Origin of the sequence: Alkaliphilus transvaalensis ATCC 700919, assembly GCF_000621485.1 — a bacterium.
Lineage (GTDB): Bacteria > Bacillota > Clostridia > Peptostreptococcales > Natronincolaceae > Alkaliphilus > Alkaliphilus transvaalensis.
Map to the genome: position 1 here is coordinate 111,572 of NZ_JHYF01000012.1, position 21,167 is coordinate 132,738.

Genomic DNA, 21,167 nt, shown 5'->3' on the forward strand with positions numbered 1-21,167 from the left:
GGTGAAAATGAAAAAAACGATTATAACCATTATGTCACTTTTCCTCATATTTACCTTTAGTCTAAGCAGCTTTGCATTAGATATTCCAGGTTATGAGGGGGGGATCCAAAATGAAATGTTCTATCGTGAAGTCATTTTCATTACAGGAGAACCCATCCTTCTAACAGGAACAATTGATATTCGTACAACCGTTAGAAACAATGTGGTGACAGAACGATATACCTACAGGCTAGAGAATATAGAAAAAGAAGCAAAAATGACCCGTAATGCCACCATTACAAAAACCATTACCAACAATGGTAAACAGCAACAGGAGGTTTTTGCAGTTACCAACTTTAAAGAAGTAATTGATATAGGGCCATTAAAGTTTGAAACCGATCAAAAAAGCAGTCAATGGAGTAAGTCTAATATCCATGAAATAAAGCCAGGAGTAACCTATTTTGCTGGTAACTGGGACGGTAGAAAAAACTATACAATTAATCGAAACGAAGGTAACGTTATGGTGGAAACGAAGGGGTCTACCGTTGGCTACCAACAACATTGGGGCACAACAGAAACCCAAACCCTACAACACTTTATTCAGTATGACGGAAGGGGAGACGACCCCCTAAAATGGCAGGGTACAGCAACAGTAGAGGCCGTGCATAATCGCACCCTAGACTATGCCTATGAAGCCAATGCGCCATCTCAAATTAGCTTTAGAGGAGGCTACCTATTAACAGAGCAGCAGGAAAACGTACTGAAGTATACCTACGATCTGCCCCGTTTTTCGGCAGATGGCAACCTTTTAAGTCAGAGAAACCTGGGAAGCAATAGCTTTAGTCTAGATACAAACCCAGTAAACAAGCGCTTAAACATTCCCCACATGCGGGATATCGAAGGCCACTGGGCAGAATCAAATGTGCTACTATTGGCAAGTCTAGAGGCAGTATACCCAAATAGCTCCTATTTTGGTCCATCCCTTCCTATGACAAGGGGAGACTTTGCTAGGGCAGTTGCAGTTATTATGGGGGTAGAACTAGAAGAAGAACCCCAAAGACAAAGAAGTATACAGGCTCAACAGCAAGAAGCAGGGGTTTTCTTAGATGTAAGTAGACAAGACCCAAACCATAAATATATTAAGGCAGTTAAAGAGAAGGGCATTATGGTAGGCTTAGGGCAAGACCTATTTTTACCTAACCAGACTTTAACAAAGGCAGAAGCCACCACGATTATTGTAAGACTATTGGGCTTTGAAAATCTTGCACCTATACAAAGATATAATACAGGCTTTAGGGATGATGCTAATATCCCCCTTTGGGCGAAGGATTCGGTTTATGTAGCAAGGGAGCTTTCTTTAGTTAGCGGAACAAATGATGGTTACTTCCAACCTCAAAAACCATTAACTAAAGCAGAAGCAACTACCCTATTAACAAATCTAATCCATTATCTTCAAAGAGAACTTAGATACGACTATAGAGAAAGAATACTAAACTATTAAAATTGGTCTTACTAAGAAAGGGTGGGAATAGTGAAACAAAAATTAATTATAGCATTAATGTTGTCAGTAATATTGATAATGGTGCCCATCACTCCTGTTGCAGCAGCAACCTACATGCCACCAGAACTGTTAGAAGAAATTAAAGGCTTTATTTCTGAAAGATATGTTGATGAAATAACAGTAGAAGAGCTAACGGGGATTACGCCAGAAGAAATCTTTGCCCATTTAGATCCCCATAGTATGTACTATTCTGCCGATGTGTTTGAAAAGTACCTTGAAAGGATTTTTGGAGAATATGCAGGCATCGGTGCCTACGTTGAAGAACGAGAGGGAAAGATTTACATCACCCAACCGATAGAAGGTTCGCCAAGTTTTAAAGCTGGCTTAAAGGCAGGGGATGAAATCATTCATGTTAATGATGTAAAGGTAAAGGGAATGACATTAGATGAAGCAGTTACCTTAATTAGAGGCCCAGAAGGAACAAAGGTGACAATTGGTGTTATGAGGGAAGGCGCTAGTGAAACGATAAGATACACCATGACTAGAGAACACATTACTTTAAAAACAGTAAGCTATGAAATAATGGATGACATCGGTTACTTAAAGATAACAGAGTTTAACGAAAGTACCTACGATGAAACCCTCGAAGCACTGGCGGTTTTCAAAAGTAAAAAGATCGACCGTCTAATTATCGACGTAAGAGACAACCCAGGGGGAATGTTAGACTCGGTAGTAGATATTGCAAGATTATTAGTAGAAAGTGGACCAATTCTTCATGTTGAATATAGAGACTATGCAATGATGTATCAATCCTTTGCAACTAACTTTACCTATAAAGAAGTAGTTGTATTAGCTAATGAAGGAAGTGCCAGTGCATCAGAAATTTTAGCAGCGGCAATACAAGATTCTGGTGCAGGGGTAGTAATTGGACAAACAACCTATGGAAAAGGTTCGGTGCAAAGAATTTACTTTTTAGATGAATATGGCGGGTTTAAGCTGACAGAAGCCCGTTATCTTTCACCAAACAAAACAGTGATCGACGGTGTAGGTGTCGAACCAAATTATGAAGTAGCAAGGTTCCCAGCCCATGTTGATATTGGTAACATCGTAACGAGAAGGGCTACTAAAGATATCTACCAAGGGATAAGGGGCCCAGAGGTTTTGGGGATACAACAAAGGCTACAGGGGTTAGGCTATTCAATAAGCGATAGCAGAGGTGTGTTTAAGCAGGGTACAATGGAGGCTCTTATGGCCTTTGCAAAGGACAACGGATTAGAAGAACCAACCCATCTAACAGTAGCATTACAAGAGAAGATTTATGAAGTATTCGTTGAAACCCTATACAGCCAAGAGAATGACCAACAACTTAGTTTTGCCCTAGATTACTTAAGGGGTAAAGTAGATTTGGCAGAAGCGAAATAAAATTTAAAATATTAGTTGACATGTATAAATATAATGTTATAAAATATTATGGTTGATTGCACCCAAGGTGGGTGCCCTGTAAAGAGGTCACCCTTCTGGGGTGACCTCTCACTTTTTTTGGATTTTCTACGTATGAAATCTTCAATATTATTCAATTCTAAGTATAGACCCCATAGTAATTAATTTTTCAACATATATCTGAGGAAATTGCATAATCTCCTCATCTCTATTCCAAATTGTATTAGAAAGGGTGGTTTTTTCATGTCAACAAAGTATATTTTTGTCACAGGTGGGGTTGTTTCTTCTTTAGGGAAGGGAATAACAGCTGCTTCATTAGGTCAAATTTTAAAAAGTAGAGGCTTAAAGGTATCAATCCAAAAGTTTGATCCCTACATAAACATTGACCCAGGAACCATGAGCCCCTATCAACATGGGGAAGTTTTCGTGACTGATGATGGTGCTGAAACCGACTTAGATTTAGGTCATTATGAGAGATTTATCGACATTAATTTAAGTAAAAACAGCAACGTAACCTCAGGTAAAGTCTATTGGTCTGTCATCTCTAAAGAGAGAAAGGGAGACTACCTAGGGGGAACAGTGCAGGTAATACCCCATATTACAAATGAGATCAAAGAACGAATCTATCGTGTATCAAAGGAAGGTAACTTTGATGTCGTAATCACCGAAATTGGGGGAACAGTTGGTGACATAGAAAGTCTACCCTTTTTAGAAGCTATAAGACAAGTTAAATATGATGTAGGGACAGAAAACGTAATGTATCTTCATGTAACCCTAGTGCCTTATCTTGGTAAAGCTGGAGAACTTAAAACAAAGCCAACTCAACATAGTGTTAAAGAACTAAGAAGTATAGGGATTCAGCCAGATATTATCGTTTGTCGTGCAGAACGGCCCCTATCTCAAGATATGAAGGAAAAAATCGGACTCTTCTGTAATCTTGATGCCAACAGTGTAGTCCAAAACCTAGATGCAGAAAGTCTTTATGAAGTACCCCTTCTGCTTTTAGAAGAAGGTTTAGACAAGCTTGTAATAGACAAGCTTAAGCTTAAGGCAGGGGAAGCAAAACTTGACCAATGGCGAGAAATCGTTAGTAAACATAAAAACCCTTCAAGGTCTATAAAGATCGCTTTAGTTGGTAAATATGTAGAATTAAGAGATGCCTACCTATCGGTTTCTGAAGCCCTAACCCACGGAGGAATCTACAACGATGCAGAGGTAAAAATAGATTGGGTACAAGCCAGCGATGTAACAGAAGAAGCAGTAGAAGCCCTATTAAAGGATGCCGACGGTATTTTAATACCAGGTGGTTTTGGCGACAGAGGGGTAGAAGGAAAGATACAGGCCCTTAAATATGCCAGAGAAAACAAAGTTCCTCTATTTGGAATTTGTCTAGGGATGCAGTTGGCTGTTGTGGAATTTGCTCGAAACGTTCTAGGGTTAAAGGATGCCCACAGCGCTGAGCTGAATCCATCAACAACAAACCCAGTAATAGCCCTAATGCCAGAACAAGAAGATGTAGAAGAAATGGGTGGAACAATGAGACTAGGCGTTTATCCATGTAAAATCTACGGTAATACAAGGGCGAGGGAAGTCTACGGAGAAGACCTTGTTTATGAAAGACATAGACATAGATACGAATTTAATAATCAGTATCGTGATGCAATAACCGAAGCAGGTATGATCATTAGTGGAATCTCTCCTGATGAAAGACTTGTAGAAATTGTGGAAATAAAAGACCACCCGTGGTTCGTTTGTGGACAATTCCACCCAGAATTCAAATCTAGACCAACAAGACCCCATCCACTGTTTAGAGACTTTATTAAAGCAGCGGTAAATAAAAGCTTGAAATAACCCTACTTAGCTCAAAAGCCTACTATTACCCCATAGTAGGCTTTTGGTATGAATAAAAAAATATCATAAACCCGAAATATATTATACGGTAAATAACATAAAATTCTAATTAGTTAAAAAATATATTGAAAAAGCCATATAAATTAGTTATTATAGTAATGGAATAGGCAAACAAGCTATATAAATAGTAATAGGACATACTAAAAGTTAACTGTTATTTAAGATTACGGTTGTAGAAAAGGGGAGGGGTATTGAAAATGGTAAAACGTTTGGGGCCAGGGGAGAAGATTAGAAGGCTTCGCTTGGCTATGGGACTAACGCAGGATGATCTGACAAACGATGAACTATCAAAAAGTATTGTAAGTATGATCGAAAGCAACAAGCGTAATTTAACTTGGAATACTGCCCGCATTATTGCCGACTGTTTAAATGTATATTATGAAGGAATCGGCAAAAAAATTACCGCCGAATACCTAATGGAAACAGAGGAAGAAGAGGCAAAGCGAATTATTAAAGAAGACCTAGACCATCTACAAAAGGCAATTAATAACGGAAATGTAGATGAGCAACTGGTGGAAAACACCTTTGAAAAGATTATCGGCTTAATTAATGAATGGGGCTTACAAAAGGAAAAGGCAGAACTACAGATTATTAGGGGAGATTTTTATTATAGGGGCTATAGGTACAACGAAGCCCTAAAAGAGTATTTAGATGTATTAGACTATTCTCTACAGACACAGGACCATAGCACAGTGGGAAGGATGTATAGCTCTATAGGTAACGTATATCAAATGCAGATGGCTATAGATTCGGCTCTAGTACATTATTTAAAGGCTTATGATACTGCTAGGGTGCATCAACCAGAAGATAAGGAGAAAAGAAAAGCTTTTTCCGTTTATAATCAGATTTTATGTTATCGTAAACTTAAAAGATATGATTTAGCTTTAAGTCATATTAGTATGTTTAACGACTTAGAATGGAATGATCCTCAGTATAAAACTTTAGCTGATAAAATTTTATTGCTTGAAGGTAATACTTACAGGGACATAAATAATTTTGATAAGGCGTTGAAGATATACGGAAAAATACTAAATGATGAGAAAAAATTAGATAAAGAGACTTTGTTTCTTTTATTCGATAACTTTGGAGAGTTATACCTACAAAAAAGAGAACCAAAAGAAGCATTGTTATACATAAAGAAAGCTGTTAGTCTAAAACACGACGTAAATGTAAATTATGTACCTGGACTATATTTAAAGGAAGCGAAATGTTATAATTTACTAGAGGAATATGACGTTGTATCTAGTTTGTTGGAAAATGGACTGCGTTTAGCTGAAAAAGTTGCAAAACAAGAGTTTATAATAGAGATGCACTTTTCTTTTGTAGACCTTTACGTTAGAACTCACGATTTTGATACTGCATTAGTTCATTTAGAAACGATAGAGAAACTTATGGCAGATAAGGATATTAATATTTATAAGTATGATCTTTACAGTTTTTACTGTGATGTATATCTAGGTCTAGGTGAAAAAGAAAAAGTATCAAAATATTTGAGTAAGATTCGCAAAAATTATCTAACAAATTAATAGTCTATATTTCTCAATATTAAATAGGGGGTTAATATATAATGAAAAAAATTAAGGGTTTAGTAGCATCTATGATTATTGCATCAGTAATAATTGGCGGATTAGGTTTCCGTTGGGGTTATGAATATGACCTTAAGTTAGAAGACACCAATGTGGGCGGAATTATTACAATTCAGCAAGATCCAAATCCAGTAGAAGATTAGTCGTTACACGGTTTATTTATAGTATAGATAAGAGTAAGTGTTTAAGTGTAGATTACGTATGAAATAACCTCATATATAATGTATAGAGCGGGGTCTTTGTACGTTTAGGTGATAAAATATTGAGAAATGTTGTATTAAATGATTAAAACTACTGGAATGTGTTAATACAGAAGGTAGGATAGTTAAAAAAATTCCAAAAATGTTAAAGAAAAAAAAGGAATTTTTACTTAAATGACGAATACTTATTAAGTGGACACCTAAAGTTGGGAAAGTATGCCTATCCTGTAATGTAGGTGCAAAAAACTTGTAATACTACTGTAATGGTTTTTTGATTGCCAACCGTGTATAATGAATCATGTAGAGATTGCATATGACATGGAGGGGAAACATTATTACAGTTATATTACAATCTCGCTCCACGCATTGACCTAATAAAAAGGTCGGTGTATAATTTCATCTATAGAAGGCGGACATAATTAATAAACTCCGCGTCTATAAATTTAAAGGTCTGGTTGGTTTGAAGAAGGGGGTTACAACCAATACCTAAACTTAACTCACTTCAAAGAAAAAAATAAACAGGAAAAAAGGAGGAAGACATAATGAAGAAGGTTCTATCATTAGTACTTGCTTTAGCAATGGTACTAGGAAGCTTTGGATTTACTTTCGCTGCAGCTCCAACTGCTACAGTTAATGAAGCTGGCGAAATTTTACGTGACCTTGGTGTTTTAGAAGGTTACCAAGGAGACCTTAATTTAGAAGGTCCTTTAAAAAGACAAGACATGATTGTTTTATTATCAAGATTATTAGGGGTAGAAGACGAAGCTAAAAGCTTCCCACTACCAACTACTTTCACTGATGTAAAGGGAGATTTCTATCCTCCATACATCGCATGGGCACAATCTCAAGGTTTAGTTGAAGGTATGGGCAACGGTCTTTTCGGATACGATGACCAACTTACAGTTAAACACTTAGTTACTTTCTTATTAAGAGCATTAGGCCATGAAGGTCAAGAAGCTTGGAATATGGCAGATGCAGCAGCAGCTGATTTCACAAGCGCAGCTTTAAACTCTCAAGCTACAAGAGGAGTTATGGCTCAAGCTACTGTAGCAGCTCTTTCTATGGAAGTTGCTGAAGGTGGAATGACTTTAGGAACTAAATTAGGTTTCGAAGGTTATGAAATTGAAGAACCAACTCCTGAAAAGTTAGAAGTTGTTTCTGTAAGTGCTACTAATCTTAAAGAAGTAGAAGTTAAGTTCAATCAACCAGTTGATAGAGTTACAGCTGAAAGAACTGCTAACTACACTTTAAAAAGAGGAAATGAAACTGTACAAATTAATCATGTTGTACTTTCAGAAAATGGAGAAGTAGCAACATTAACAGTTCAAGGAAACATGACTAATCAAGCTAATCATACTTTAACAGTAAGAAGAGCAGTAGCAGGAGACTTGGTGATTAATAATGTTGAAAAAACTTTTGCACCATTAGATATTACTGTACCAACAGTTGTATCTGTGGATTCTCTAGGACTTAGAGCGGTTAGAGTAACATTCTCTGAGCCAATGAGCGATGTGAAAATTAGCAACTTTAAAATCAACGGAAATGCTGTTTCTGGAAGTCTTGAAGCACATGGAGATAGAACTGTAATCGTTAGACCATTTGTAGACCTTGCTGAAGGAACACACACTTTAGAAGTTTCAGGTGCTAAAGATTACGCTACTCTTCAAGTTATTAAAACAGAAATTAACTTCGATGCAGTTAAAGATACTGTAGCTCCTGCTGTAGCATCTGTAGTAGCTACACCTGAAACGGTTACAGTTAAGTTTACTGAACCAGTTCAAAGAGCATCTGTTAGAGGTGGATCTAGTGTTTACTGGAAAGCTACTACAACAACTACACAAAAGAATAATGCTGACTTTACTTTTGATATAATAGCAGATGATACTGTAAGGTTTGACTTTAAAGAGGCTAACTTACCGTTGCATCAAGTGTATCTTTATATCGAAGGAGTTAGAGACTACTCTGACAACGTAATTGATAAAGATGCTTATACAACAGTAACTGCTAATTTAGATGAAACTAGACCAATAGTTATTGAAGTTGAACTTAACAAAACAAATGATGCTATTGATGTAGAATTCTCTAAGGAAATTGGTAATATTGATAGCAAAGCAAGATATACTTTATTAGACAAAGATGGTAAAGAAGTTGCCATTAAAGATATCGTTAGTTCCAAAGGTGGAACAGTTGCTACAATTGAGTTCTTCTCGACATTAAGTCAAGGAACTTACACTTTCAGAATGAATGGGTTAGCTGATACAACAGTATTAAAAAATACAATTTTACCTTATGAAACTACTTTAGAAGTTGGAAAAACAACTGCACCATATATTGTGGGAGTTTCTATGGCACAAGCTGAAAGACAAATTTTCATTCAATTCAGCGAAGCTATGACTTTAACTGGTGAAGCATCTGTTTTAAGAGCAGAAAACTACTTCATTATGTATAAAGGTGTTATCAGAGCTCTTCCAAATGGTACTAATATTACACTTGCAGATAATGCAGCGAAATCTGTAATTATTACATTACCAGCTAGAATTGATAATGCTGATTTTGTGGCAAGTGACTTAACTGAAATTACTGTACAAAGAGTTGAAGATATACATGGAAACATTATCAAAGGCTTCTCTGAAAACAAAAATTTTGCTACACCAATGACTTTTGGTTTAATTGAGGGTGATAAGAATGCAGAATTAACTGGTAAAAGAACAGTTACTGTTGAGTTTAACAGATCTATTACTCCATCAACTGTTAGAAGAAATGACTTTGTAGTAACATCTACTAATGTTGATGGAATTGAAGTTGTAAACTATGAAGTAAATGGTTCAAAAGTAACATTGACGCTTAACAAAGATGTATATGGCCAAGTTGCTGTGAATGTTTTAGGTGGAAACATCAAATCTGTTATAGGCGAAACTTTTGCAGGTGCTACAGTAGCAACAGCTTATGATAAAGTTGCACCAGAAATGAAGTCTGTAACAAGATTAGATGAAAAAACAATTGATATTGAATTCCATGAAACAGTTTCTGTTCTAAACGAAGATTCTGTAAAATTTGACCTACACGTAAGAGTAAATAACGAAAAATTAAATAGAAATGAATTTAGTGTTACAGCTGTGGGTGGTAATAAAATCCGAGTTGCTATAACAAAACCAAATTTCGTATCTAATAATGTAAGTGTTGAATTAGAAAGTGGTAGAATGATTTCTGATTCAAACAATAACGCAGCAGTAGCTTTCAGACAAACAGCAGCATTAGGAGTATTCTTTAACGGTATTACTGCTAATGCAACTGTAGATAGTGTTACAGTTGACTTTGGGGATATTTCAATGGCTAGTGCACCAGTAGCAAGTGATTTCTCAGCTACAGTTAATGGAACACAATTAACCTTAAAAGATTTCGCATGGGAAAATAACGTAGCAACGTTCGCAATCACAGAACTTACTGAAACAACAACTGTATCAGTGCGCTACAGAGGTGCTGTAATCGATAATGTAGAGGTAAATGTTACTCCATAATAAAAGTGCGAAACGTTGTTCTATAAATTAAGCATAGCTTAATGAAATGAACGGGGAGTAAACACAAAATGGCAAAGGGAGATAAGGCTAACTAAGCCTCTCCCAATGCCATATACATAATGATAACTACATAATATACTCTCTAACTACTTTACTGAATAGATGGGTGAAAATCCTGTCCATAACAAATAGCCTTTAAGTTATGAGTCTGATCCTCCTGCACAATTATAAAGTCTGCTAAACTTTATGTTGTGAAGCCAGGTGAAGTCGTAACTACTTGAAATAGTAGTGCGGGACTCCTTAAAAGGTTGCTATGGCTAACATATGCTAATCCATGACAATGGGATTTAAGATAGTTAATGTTGTAATAAGTCGTCTGGAGTTCAACATTAACCGGTATACATAAGGTGCAAACCGATGGTATAGACGGAGTGGGAATAATTTAGGCTGTTAAACTCATTATTCTTAGGTCGCTAGTGGAAGCCTAAGGCAATCAAAATAAGGGATAAGTGAAGTGGAACGTTTGATGCTGTATATTCGTAGGATTAGCAGATCTTATGAGGGATATACGGGCTCAGCAGGTCCATAGTAGTGTTGATCATATGCCGTTTGTACCTTGCTGGTAACAGTAGGGGAGGATAAAACATATGGGAGCGAAGGGGCCTAGTCGGTAATAAAGAGTTTAAAAGGCGTATAAATGACAATTATTAATCTTTAAAACTCTTTAATGTCGATGGAACGCCGTATGCGGTGAAAGCCGCACGTATGGTGTAGACCGGTCGAAATCCTAATTGGATAGGCACGGAATGACGTAGTAAATGTAATAGGAGTTACTATTACTGAAGATGATCAAACATTAGTAGTAACTGATACTCTACAACTTAATGCTGTAGTTGCACCTGCTGATGCAACAAATAAAGATGTAACTTGGTCATCAGATAATGACACTGTAGCTACTGTAGATGCTAATGGTTTAGTAACAGCAGAAGCAGAAGGAGTAGCAGTGATCACAGTAACAACAAATGATGGAAGTTTCACAGCTACAGTGGAAATCACAGTAGAATAATAAAAACCCTTGACAAGCTGACATAATAAATCAGTATATTAAGGTGATAAATGAAAAGACCCCATAGGTGGTTTATTAGATACATAATCTAGTTGCCCTACGGGGTCTTTTTCGCTTTTTGGGTTCTTTGTGACTGGTGTTGGTGGAGAAAATTTTAAAATATAACAACTGAATAACAATAAAAAATATAATCTAAGGGCTTAGGTGAATATCAGGTAGTATATCTCCTAGGCTCTTAATGTTACTAAGTTTTATGTAATAAGTAAGCATTAAACCCAGAAACATTAGGTATTTTAATTGTTGAAGCTTTAAAGCCATGTTTTATTATGTTTTCATCAAATACATGAGAACAATTGTAGCAATTATTAGGTGTATAAGTTAAAATAGCATGAAAAATCTTAGATTTTACATTATTAATAGATCCTTCGGAATAAAAATCATCCTGAAATTTAAAAAAGGTGCTGGCTTTTAATCACCAACACCAAATATTATAGAGCCTAATAAACTAGCTAAAATATAGGCTTTCATCGATATTTTAATTAGTACAGTGTATAATTCTATTACATTTATGGAAGTTCCTTAAACTATAAGAAACTCTTTTTTAAATTTTAATCAGAAGTTAAATCCTTTGGTTAGACCTCTCAATTTTAAGATATTAAATGATTGAACTAGCATTTAATTATGCTGTTAGGCATATACTATTGTATAATTGTCATTTATACAAATATGTCTTTTAATTTATTATCGATGGAACGCCGTATGCGGTGAAAGTCGCACGTGCGGTGTGGACCGGTCGAAATCCTAAGGGATAGACACGGAATGACGTAGTACGAGTAACAGGAGTAAGTTTAAATCAGCAAGCAATGACTTTAGTTGTTGGAGGTCAAAAAGGTAATTTAGTAGCAACAGTATCTCCTTCAAATGCAGCTAATAAGGCTGTAAATTGGACTTCAAGTAATAACACTGTTGCAACAGTTTCTGGAGGAGTAGTTACACCTTTAAAAGCTGGGTCTACAACCATTACAGCAACTACTTTAGATGGGAATAAAAAAGCTACTTGTGTAGTTACAGTAGAAACTGCACCTATATCGGTGACAGGCGTTACTTTAAATCAACCATCAATGACCTTAGTAGCAGGAGGGGCAACAGGAACCCTCAGTGCCACAGTTGCGCCAGCCAATGCAACAAATAAAGCTGTAGTATGGTATTCTAGTGATGTAGCAGTAGCTACTGTTAATGAAGGTGTAGTAACACCATTAAAGGCAGGAACAACAACAATAACAGTAAAAACATTAGATGGAAATAAAAGTGCTACTAGTACAGTAACAGTTGAAGCAGCCCCTATAGCAGTAGAAGGAATCACTTTAAACAAAGAAACAATGACATTAGTAGTAGATGGAGCGAATAGTGAATTAGTAGCAACTATAGTACCAATGGAGGCAACTAACAAGACTATAGAATGGAGCTCTAGCAATAATGACGTAGCAACAGTTACAGATGGGTTAGTTACACCATTAAAGGCAGGAACAACCACCATTACAGCAACAACAAAAGATAGGGGTTACAAAGCAACATGTGAGGTTATAGTAATAGATAAGGCGATTTTAACCTTAATAGCAGGTGATAAGTCCGTATTAGTAGTTCACAATAATGGTGATCCTTTAACCAGTAATACAGCAGCAAGCCTAGACAACATAAATCAATGGAAACAATTGGGCGCTAATGGAGACTTAGAAGCTAGGTTTGTTAATGCCCCCAATAACTTTGGAAGTTTGATTCTTACACCTAATCATACCAACAATACGGTTACGATAACAGCTACAAGAAGGTTATTAAGATCAGTTTCAGGGTTAGTTACAGTTGAAATAAGAGACAAGGAAAATCCTGACTTAGTAGCTACTTTCACTGTACAAGTAAATAGTAGAGCAGGTAGTACTTCGTTAAATATCGGTGAAGTAAAAGTTAAATAATTTTATTAAAGGAGATCCACAAAGGTTAAATTTTGTGGGTCTCTTTATCTGTTTTTAATATTAAATAGGTAGTTATAGCAATAAGTAAAGTTTTTTAGTATTCAAATTAACTTCCCAGCAAATACTAACCATAATAATTGTTATGGGAGGTAAATCATGAAGAAAAAATTAATAATATTATTTGCCATAGTTTTAATATTTGCTACTGGATGCCGACAGGCCCCTCAAGATGAAGTGCCACCACCAGCACCAGAAACACCACAAGCAGAAGAAAATGTAGACAGGGAATTAACTGAAGAATTAGTTGCAGAAGATGAGGTTATAAATGGTCAAGTATATGAACAAGATGATGTTGTAATTGGAACAATGATTATCGAAGAGGGAGTAAGTCAAGAGGATATAGATCGTATAGCCAATAAGTATGCCGATCAGCTAAAAGAAAAGTATCCTAATAAAAGGGTAAATGTTCAAGCAGTACAGGGGGGGCAAAATGTAGCTAACATTATGTTAGAGTAAAATTATATAACTTATAAGTAAACGTAAGCCAATCCTATGATTGGCTTTTTCTATGAAGAAATTAAAGTCTAGGTCAAAAGAATTAAACTAAAATTTATCCTAATATTTTGCCATATATTGCAGGAATTTCAATAATTTAATCGAATTAAATTTATATAGAATGAATAGGGAGGTATAACATTGAAGAGCTTAAGAAAAAGAATTTTGAAGATTATCGTAATGTCATTGGTAGTTTTAATGTTGGGTAATAGCATAGCCTTTGCTAATAAGATTTTTACAGATGTACCAGAAAACCATTGGGCAATAGATGAGATTAATAAGATGAACGATCTTGGTATTATTACAGGGATGACAGCCGATACCTTTAATCCCAATTTAGAAGTACCTGTTTCTCAAGCAATTGTTATGATGGTAAGAATGATCAACCCTGCCAGAACAGAAATTAATGCAGGTATGAACATCTATAACGATTTAATTAATGCAGTAGGGGTTGAAACCTGGGCTAAAGACCAAATGGCCTATGCGCTACTAAAGGGAATTATAACTGAAGGAGAATTAAGAAGCTCCTATGTTAATGGAAAAGTTAAAACAGCAGAAAAGTTGGAAATTGTAAGATACTTAACAAGAGCCTTAGGCCTTGAAGATGAAGCAAAAAATAAAGAATTTATTATTTTAGGCTTTAATGATTCTGATGAGATACCAGAAATTGATATTCCCCATGTAAATATGATGATTGAAGTAGGCGTTATTAATGAATATGGGGATGTATTAGGAAACTTTAATCCTAAGGATACAGTAACTAGAGCCATGATGGCAAAGATGCTTTCAGAAGCCTACGACTATAAAGAAGGCGAATTAGCTAAAAGAAATAAAGATTTCATCGGGATCATTGAAGAGATTCAATATGGCGAGCCCCATGTAATCATTGTAAAGGATGGCAACAATATTACCCACCAACACGACTTAAGCCAAGATGCTAAAATTACTAAAGGAACAACAGCCCTAACAATATTAGATATAAAGTTCGGTAATGAAGTTGATGTTAAGATTGTTGATGATGTAGTAACATCCATTAACTTAAGGGAAACAACTGTAATTCCAACGGAAGAAAACGTAGAAGGGGTAATAACCTCCATCACGGTTACCGATAAGGTAGAAATTCATTTAAGGGATAATAACGGGATAGATAGAAGTTATACTATATCTCAAAATCTAGTAACCCTATTAGATCAAAAATCCAGCAATCTACTAGATTTAAGAAGCGGATATAATGCAAAGTTAACCCTAACCAATAATCAAGTAACTGTAATCTATGCAGAAGCCCAAGGTGAATCCTTAACTGATCGATATACAGGTAAAATTGAATTTGTAGATAAAGACCTAAAGGCTTTCATCATTAGACCAGAAGGACAAACCCCAATGAGAATTGATACAACTAATTCTACAAACATCGTTAACCTTATTGGGAATGATACCAGTTTTAATGCCGTTACAATTAATAAAAGAGTAACAGTAATCGGCGAAGAGATCAATGGTAGATTTGTTGCCAATACAGTAGTGATAACAGAATAATAAAAGAAATGAAGTTAATAGAACCCTGCAGGTTAAGCCTGCGGGGTTTAGTAATATTAAAATATTTTAGCTAATCAAAATAAGTTGAAATTGGCAAAGTTTACAGGGATTTCTAAAATTATATAGAATAATATAAATACGTAAAACGTAAATTGACACATAAGGGAGGCACAATGATGGCATTAATCAAAGTACTTATTGTAGAAGATGACCCTACGTGGGTTAAGCTTCTTGAAATGCAGTTTGCTATTGAAAAGGACATAGAAATTGTTGCAACCGTAAATGATAAAATCCATCTTTATGAGATATTAAATACAAAAGATATAGACGTAATCTTAATGGATATTAATTTATCTAGTAATCATTTAGATGGTGTTTATATTGCAGCCGAAGTTAGTGAGGAATCAGAGGTAAAAATTATTATGCTTACATCATTAGATCCTAAAGAAGTTGCCCTAGATTCCTTTAATGCAGGTGCTATTGCCTTTGTTTCGAAGGAAGATTATCGCCAATTGCCTCAAATTATTAGAAATGCTATCAAGCCTAATCTCCCTATGGAAGAATTATTAGAAGACTATAGAAGGCTAAAGGAGCAAGAGGTATTAAAGGAACTTTCTAGTGCCGAAAGAGAAGTAGTCTATTTATTAGCAAAAGGCCATACGAGGGCATCCATAGGGAAAAAGCTAGTAAAGTCTGATAGTACAGTAAAAAATCAAATTAACAAGATATTGAAAAAGCTAAAGGTAGAAAGCACCAAAGAAGCCATTAAGAAAGTTGAACTAAGAGGGCTATATCGACCAGACTACAAAGGGTTAGGAGCAAATAATGAACAAGTACATAAGTAAGTTAATCGATCACTATGCTCTATATAAGCTACATAAAAAAAGAAGTAGATCACCCCAGTTTAACAAGCCCAAAATGCAGGCAATTAATATAAAAGATGCTAATAATTTTTTTGTCGAACCAGAACTACCCCCTATAGCATTTTCGCCTGTAAAAGAGGGTGCTACATATCAAGAAGGGAAATTTAGCTTTAAGTCTCAAGTAAATACCCAATGGCAGAACAATGACCATGCTACAGGGTACTATTTTAAAAGTAATAATAACCCTCAAAATATTAGTGTTATTATGGTTCATGGGTGGCGGTCTGAAGGCTTTGGTCATTTCGACAAGTTGTTTTTAGATGATTTTAAAGAGAAGGGTTTTAATTTGTTTTACTACACCCTACCCCTTCATTTAGACAGGCAACCTAATACCTCTTTATATAGTGGAGAATACATGATTAGTGCCAACGTTGAAGGTACAGTAGAAGCTATAAAGCAAGCTGTAACAGATTTAAGGGCATTAATTAAGTGGATTAAAGAAAAGAAAGGGGAAAAGGTAATCTTAATCGGCATCAGTCTTGGGGGCTACGTAACAAACTTAACAGCAACCCTCGAAGCCCAAATAGACGGCTTAATATCGATTATGTATGCCAATAGTCTATCTTTCTCCATATGGAAGACCGTGCCAGGCAAGTACATTAAAGAAGATTTAGTAAACAATGGCTTTACCTATGAAGAATTAAAAGATTATTGGAATATTATAGACCCCAGCCAGTATAACCCTCTAATAACTAATGATAATATACTACTAATTAGTGGTTTGTACGACCAATATGTCTTATTAGAAGATACCAATCGATTATGGAAGCAATGGCAACAGCCCAAAAGGCTCCTTTATCCCTGTGGTCATGCTGGGATTGTTTTATGCCGCAAAAAAATCCGTAGAGATGTTATGAAATATATTAATAAATTTACTGTTAGTATGAAGGGATGAAACAGAAATGATTTTGCTTTTTTCTTTATTATGGCTATTAGCTATAATCCTTTTAATTGCCGACTGGCGAAGGGAAACTAATCGATGGCTAAGTGCTGTTGCATTTTTTTCTGGGTGTGGGTCCCTATCGGTTATTTTAGAAGCATATTCACTACCTGTAGTTAATTACTTTGATGGGGTGAATAATGTCCTAACAAGTGCTAGTACAATAGGGTTTTTATCTTCCTTATCCCATCACATGGCCCCCTACGCCCTTCTAATTTACGGAATGAGTAATACCCTTCTATTTCAAGAGCTACTACACCATTGGAAAAATAGATTGAAATTAATATTATTAATACCCCCTTTAGTTATGCATTTTATGTTTCCCTTTAAAGGGGGATATGACCCTTCTTTTCTAGTTTTATCCCTTTGGGCAACTCCTTACATTATGGGGGCTAATCTGTTACTAATACTGTCATTTTTTAGAGCAAGAAATGAAGAGATAAGGCAACAGAAATTGCTAAATTGCATTATTGTTTCTCCCATCACACTATACGCCCTCTTATCAAACTATATATTAAGAATATTCAACAACCATGAAGCTTGGTTATTCCATCGATGGTTTATTGTTATTCAGTTTAGTTTGTTTGTTTTTTTTAGTGTTAGATATGGTGCATTGGGGGTTAAAATAAGGTTTGAAAAACTCCATTTAGAAAGAACCAGAAAGTCTATTTCTTCGGGAACAGCCATCATTAGTCATACAATAAAAAATGAGATTACTAAAATATCAATGTGCTCCGACTATATTAAAGACAATTGTAAAGATCCAAATGAGTATGTCACCAATTCTCTAGATATTATTAGGGAGTCAATTAATCACCTACAGGCAATGGTAAGTAGGATTAATGATCAAATGTCAGATATAGAGCTAAAAAAATCTAAAAATAGTATAAATGAAATTTGTGATGCTGCCCTTATGATGGTAACTGCTTCGTTAGAAAGCAAAAATATAATTGTTGCTAAAAAATATTCTGGGGCTTCTGTAATAGACTGTGATGAAGTACATATAAAAGAAGTACTAATTAATATTTTTAAAAATGCCATAGAAGCGATGGAAATCGGCGGTAAAATAGAAATAAGCCTAGAGGAAGGCAGTAAGGCAACGGTTCTGTCTATAAAAGATAGCGGGAAAGGGATTCCTAAAGAGAACTTAGAAAAGGTTTTAGAACCTTTTTTTACAACTAAAAAGCATACACTAAACTTTGGTTTGGGCTTATCCTATTGTGATAATGTCATGAGAAAACACGGTGGGAAGCTAGAACTTCATAGCAAAGAAGGGGAAGGAACAACAATTGTACTTAGTTTTCCGACTAAGGAAAGGCCTATAAAATTTAGACCTATACGTAGGATGCTTACTTCTAATAGAATATAGAGTAGAAGAAACTGTAATGGTTTTGTATAGACAGAAGTGGGTGATCATTTTTGTTGGCTTTGTTGGTCTTTTAATTAGTGTACTAGTAAAATTTTTTTAAGGGATTAATAAATTATAATAATAGCAGGAGGAACCAACATGAAAAAATTCTTTAAAACAGCTGGATGGATCGCCCTTTATTTGGGGGTATATTTTATTTTTCAAATTGTTTATGTTTTTGTAGCTGCAATTGTTATGTCAATTAAGATCGTTGTTCAAGAACCAGACCTAACACCAGACTTAATTGCAGAAAAAACAGAGCCTATGATCATGGGACAGCTACCAATGTCCATTATTGTAAGTTCAATTGTTGCCTTTGGAGTTTACTATTTAATCAGCAAAGGAAGAAAACAAGATTTTTTCCAGACCTGTCAGTTTAGAAAAATTTCTTTAAAAAGCGCTTTATCATTTGTTCCAGCGGGAGTTGGGCTAGTTTTCATTAATGGTTTCTTATTGGGAATTCTTAATAAAACGGAGTTGCTTGATAATGCCTTTTCAAAGCATGTAGAGCTAATGGGTCAATTATTGGGGGGGAATACAGTTGTTGTATTTTTAAGTGTGGCTATTGCTGCTCCCTTTATTGAAGAAATCATCTTTAGAGGTTTAATATTAAAGGAGTTAAGGAAAAGCATGTCCCTTAAGTGGGCAATTTTTATACAAGCTTTATTATTTGGGTTATATCATATGCAATTGGTGCAAGGTATTTACACCTTCTTTATGGGAATCTTGTTAGGTTTAGTGTGTGTATGGTTAAAGTCCATTTGGCCAGCCATCATTTTACACCTATTTAATAATCTGACAAGTATGCTCTTATCCAGAACAGATGCTCTAGATGGGGTTTTAGATACACTGTCGATTCCTTTGGTTATGATTAGTGGGTTGGTTGTAGCAGGAGTTACCTACCATACCTATAAAAACCGTCTTGAGGAAGAGGAAATTGAAGAAGCGGTTGCTGACATAACGTCACTATAGACAGCGGTAAATAAATTTCTAGAAACCTTTAAATATAAAGAGGGATAAGTTATGACAGTAAAAATAACCTCACTATTTGCAGAAGACTTTTAATTGCCCTTTAAAAAAAAGAATGCTATACTTAATATAGATAATTTTAAGGAGCGGAATTTATGGAAGATAAAGTTTTTGATTTATTAGAAAAATTGTATAGTGAGTTTGTCGACTTTAAGCATGAAGTAAATCGCAGGTTTGATGAAGTAGAATCTCGATTAGACAAATTGGAGACAAGGCTAGACAAAGTAGAAACACGACTAGATAAATTAGAAACAAGACTTGATCAAGTGGACTCTAGACTAGGCAAAATGGAAGTAAACCAAGAAAGATTAGAAGACAAGGTAACGGAAGTCTTCGAAGCAATAGAGACTTTAGCAGAAACTAATGAAAGACAGCACCAAGAAATTTTGAAAGAGCTAAAGGGCGATATAGGTATACTCCAATTGGCAGTTAAGAAAAAAAGTAAATAATCAAGTTAACCTTAAAGAATATTAAACTCCTAGAATCATAAAACTGACTCTAGGAGTTATTTTTTAGCAATTCTTCAAGTTTTTCAATTCTTAACTCTGCTTCATCAACATCCCTAAAGGGGATATCCACTCTACGACCCTGCATTTCTGTTATTTTAGCCATTAGGTCTGGGCTAGAAATATAGTGGGGCATATTAATTCGATTAAGTAAGAATAGCCCTTTTGATAGATCAGAAATACCATTAAGGGTGGTTATGGTTACTTTAAAACCTAAATCCTTTAGAACCTCTTCAGAAATTCTATTAAATACACCAAAAGGATAAACAAAAACATTAACTTCATTGCCTACATGCTCTTCTATAAGGTCTTTTAGCAAAATTGTATCGGCTAATAGTTTCTCTCGATAGGCCTTTTGTTCCTCTTGGGGCATTCGATTAAAAATCCGACCAAATCTAACCGTATCACCAGGAGAATGGAGGTCGTAGGTATGATGTTGAATATCAATAATGCCACTATCATACATTTCCTTAGCCTGTTCCCATGAAAAGTGGTCAATTATTTTAGTATAATTATCTAAATGATGGCTTCTTCCACGGCTCCAGCCAATAACCGATATTGTAGCTTTAAGATTCAGCTCCTTAAGTATTGGATAGGCATACTCATAATTGCTTAAATAACCATCATCAAAGGTAATGAAGATGGGGTTTTCAGGAAGCGGGCTTCCTTTTTCTTGATAATCTAAAAAGTCTTTAAAGTGAATGGCTTCATAGCCTAATGCCTTAAGATATAGCATATCTTCCCTAAATTTTTCGGGAGAAACTGTTGAATCGCTCCACACATTAGGGTTTTCAGAAATATGATGATACATTAATATGGGAATTCTAAGGGAGCTGTTAAAGTTTTTACTATAGATATAAGAACCAGATAATAATATTAATAGGGCTAGCGTTGCAATCGCCATATAAAATTTAGATTTTAACAAGATAACAACTCCCTTCTAATAGATGCGTATATAGGTATTTTAACACAAACAAAGTCACAGGAAAATGCTAATATTTTTAAGAAGATAAATGTAAATTTCCTTAATTTAAAAGAAAACTGCAGATTAAGGGTTTCTTCTTTTGGGTATAAAGTGGTAAAATAAGGTGATGATATAAAG

At 35.3% G+C, this 21,167-nt stretch carries 16 protein-coding genes and 1 pseudogene; 16 read left to right on the forward strand and 1 reads right to left on the reverse strand.

The genetic code is table 11. The features are described 5' to 3' along the window. The first annotated feature begins 7 nt into the window (after nucleotides 1-7). The 16 genes and pseudogenes from T335_RS0109325 to T335_RS20315 all read left to right on the forward strand — a co-directional run bounded on the left by T335_RS0109325 (nucleotide 8) and on the right by T335_RS20315 (nucleotide 20,008). Nucleotides 8-1,480, forward strand: a complete 1,473-nt coding sequence (locus tag T335_RS0109325; RefSeq protein WP_026477311.1) for an S-layer homology domain-containing protein — start codon at nucleotides 8-10, stop codon at nucleotides 1,478-1,480. A gap of 30 nt (nucleotides 1,481-1,510) precedes the next feature. Continuing rightward, a complete protein-coding gene (locus T335_RS20295) occupies nucleotides 1,511-2,902 on the forward strand; it encodes a S41 family peptidase (RefSeq protein WP_034328130.1) in 1,392 nt (463 codons plus the stop codon). Between the two features lie 261 nt (nucleotides 2,903-3,163). Next, complete coding sequence (locus T335_RS0109335; RefSeq protein WP_026477312.1) at nucleotides 3,164-4,771, forward strand: CTP synthase; 1,608 nt, start codon at nucleotides 3,164-3,166, stop codon at nucleotides 4,769-4,771. 257 nt (nucleotides 4,772-5,028) lie between these two features. Beyond that, nucleotides 5,029-6,357, forward strand: coding sequence for a helix-turn-helix domain-containing protein (locus T335_RS0109340; protein ID WP_026477313.1), 1,329 nt, complete (start codon nucleotides 5,029-5,031; stop codon nucleotides 6,355-6,357). A gap of 41 nt (nucleotides 6,358-6,398) precedes the next feature. Then, complete coding sequence (locus T335_RS22260) at nucleotides 6,399-6,560, forward strand: hypothetical protein (protein WP_156943664.1); 162 nt, start codon at nucleotides 6,399-6,401, stop codon at nucleotides 6,558-6,560. A 599-nt stretch (nucleotides 6,561-7,159) separates the two neighbouring features. Beyond that, complete coding sequence (locus T335_RS0109350) at nucleotides 7,160-10,135, forward strand: S-layer homology domain-containing protein (RefSeq protein WP_026477314.1); 2,976 nt, start codon at nucleotides 7,160-7,162, stop codon at nucleotides 10,133-10,135. A gap of 835 nt (nucleotides 10,136-10,970) precedes the next feature. Beyond that, nucleotides 10,971-11,201, forward strand: a complete 231-nt coding sequence (locus tag T335_RS22995; protein WP_242837277.1) for an Ig-like domain-containing protein — start codon at nucleotides 10,971-10,973, stop codon at nucleotides 11,199-11,201. Nucleotides 11,202-12,046: 845 nt separating this feature from the next. Beyond that, a pseudogene (locus tag T335_RS22825) lies at nucleotides 12,047-12,256 on the forward strand (Ig-like domain-containing protein); the annotation flags it as partial. 30 nt (nucleotides 12,257-12,286) lie between these two features. Then, entirely contained in the window at nucleotides 12,287-13,171 is an 885-nt protein-coding gene (locus tag T335_RS21620; protein WP_408605162.1) for an Ig-like domain-containing protein, read from the forward strand. Nucleotides 13,172-13,327: 156 nt separating this feature from the next. Then, nucleotides 13,328-13,687: a hypothetical protein gene (locus T335_RS0109365; protein WP_026477315.1), complete on the forward strand. Its 360-nt coding sequence runs from the start codon at nucleotides 13,328-13,330 to the stop codon at nucleotides 13,685-13,687. Nucleotides 13,688-13,867: 180 nt separating this feature from the next. Continuing rightward, complete coding sequence (locus T335_RS0109370) at nucleotides 13,868-15,259, forward strand: S-layer homology domain-containing protein (protein ID WP_026477316.1); 1,392 nt, start codon at nucleotides 13,868-13,870, stop codon at nucleotides 15,257-15,259. A 176-nt stretch (nucleotides 15,260-15,435) separates the two neighbouring features. Then, the gene (locus T335_RS20310) at nucleotides 15,436-16,104 is read left to right on the forward strand and encodes a response regulator transcription factor (RefSeq protein WP_051569233.1); all 669 of its coding nucleotides are present in this window, start codon (nucleotides 15,436-15,438) and stop codon (nucleotides 16,102-16,104) included. Then, entirely contained in the window at nucleotides 16,085-17,077 is a 993-nt protein-coding gene (locus T335_RS0109380) for an alpha/beta hydrolase (protein WP_034328134.1), read from the forward strand. The genes T335_RS20310 and T335_RS0109380 overlap by 20 nt, the downstream gene beginning before the upstream one ends. A 7-nt stretch (nucleotides 17,078-17,084) precedes the next feature. Continuing rightward, nucleotides 17,085-18,491 (forward strand): sensor histidine kinase, encoded by a 1,407-nt coding sequence (locus T335_RS0109385; RefSeq protein WP_026477318.1) that lies wholly within the window; start codon nucleotides 17,085-17,087, stop codon nucleotides 18,489-18,491. A gap of 138 nt (nucleotides 18,492-18,629) precedes the next feature. Then, nucleotides 18,630-19,502, forward strand: coding sequence for a CPBP family intramembrane glutamic endopeptidase (locus T335_RS0109390; RefSeq protein WP_026477319.1), 873 nt, complete (start codon nucleotides 18,630-18,632; stop codon nucleotides 19,500-19,502). Nucleotides 19,503-19,654: 152 nt separating this feature from the next. Continuing rightward, on the forward strand, nucleotides 19,655-20,008 hold the full coding sequence (locus tag T335_RS20315) for a hypothetical protein (protein WP_051569234.1): 354 nt from the start codon (nucleotides 19,655-19,657) through the stop codon (nucleotides 20,006-20,008). A gap of 49 nt (nucleotides 20,009-20,057) precedes the next feature. On the opposite strand, the gene T335_RS0109400 is transcribed toward T335_RS20315, so the two are convergent. Then, nucleotides 20,058-20,990: a polysaccharide deacetylase family protein gene (locus T335_RS0109400; protein WP_026477320.1), complete on the reverse strand. Its 933-nt coding sequence runs from the start codon at nucleotides 20,988-20,990 to the stop codon at nucleotides 20,058-20,060. Between the last annotated feature and the right edge of the window lie 177 nt (nucleotides 20,991-21,167).